The sequence below is a fragment of the Paenibacillus sp. NPDC058071 genome, from assembly GCF_042885235.1.
In the GTDB taxonomy this organism is placed as follows: Bacteria; Bacillota; Bacilli; order Paenibacillales; family Paenibacillaceae; genus Pristimantibacillus.
In genome coordinates, this window is the sequence record NZ_JBHVSK010000042.1 from 1 (window position 1) to 1160 (window position 1160).

The window sequence follows — 1160 nt, forward strand, 5'->3', positions numbered from 1 at the left end:
GTCATGTACTCATTAACCGCTAGACGTAGTTCCTTAATAGACGAGCAGTCTTTGTAGTTAAGTTCGTCTTTCATATGACCAAAGAACGTCTCCATGGATGCATTGTCCCAGCAGTTTCCCTTACGCGACATCGATTGTTTAAACCCAGCCTCGGCAATGAGGAGGCGAATTTTCGGGTGCGTATAGTGCATCCCCTGGTCGGAATGGAAAATGGCATCGGGATGAATATTACCGTCCAATCGTTTGAGTAAGCGAGTCAGTGTCCGTTCTACCAATGATAGTTCCAATGTAGAAGAGAGATAGTGAGCCAAAATCTGCTTTGTTGCCCCATCTTTCACACAAGATAGATACGCCCACTGACCACTGCCATAGCGCATGTATGTAATGTCGGTGAGGAGGACCTTCTCTGGTTCTCCTTGATCGAATTGACGCTCCAGAAGATTAGGGCATATGCGATGTTCTTGCGTTGCTTTAGCCATCTTGCGATATGGATTTGCTTGACGGATCTTGGCTACTAAACCGAACTTACGCATAATACGGCGAATCTTCTTATGATTCATGATAACGCCATTTAACTTCTCTAGCCTCATTTTAATAACCAACGCACCGGCTTTACCGTTCAACGCTTCAAAATGATCCTTAATAAGCTGGAAATCGTTCGAATCGGCTGTCTCTCGCAGTTGACGTGTGCCTTCAGCGCTACACCAGCGATAGTAGCCGCTAGGACTTACTTCGGCAATTCGACAAAGGTAACGTGTTAAACGTTGCAAGTCATGCTTACGCAATGTGTGATTAATGAGCTGAAAGCGCTCGGAAGGCGTCAACTCCTTACTGCTTCGCCTTTCGAGCGCTTCTAGCTTTTTTAGGAGTTCGTTCTCCGCTTCGAGGAGTTTGATTCGAGCTTCGGCTTGTTTCAACTTCTCTTCTGCTGACGATTCCGTCTTTGATCGTCTACCCGTACTTCCAATGCCCCTGCGTTCTTCTAACAAGCCAGACTCACCGTACTTAGCGTAGGTCTCCCTCCAGCGATAAAGGCTCTCTGTAGGAGTTCTCTGACCAACGAGTTCGATACTAAAGCCTGCCTTCAAGAAAATCTCCATTGGCGGCTCTCCCGCTTGGTTAGCTTGCACTGCTGCAAGTTTAAAAGCTGGAGCATATGT

Annotated in this window: 1 protein-coding gene; it reads right to left on the minus strand. The window is 46.8% G+C overall.

Going from position 1 to position 1160, the window contains the following annotated elements; genetic code table 11:
- Window positions 1-1100: IS3 family transposase (locus ACFVTB_RS27580; protein ID WP_387756601.1), on the minus strand; the 1100-nt coding region annotated here is incomplete at its 3' end.
- Between the last annotated feature and the right edge of the window lie 60 nt (window positions 1101-1160).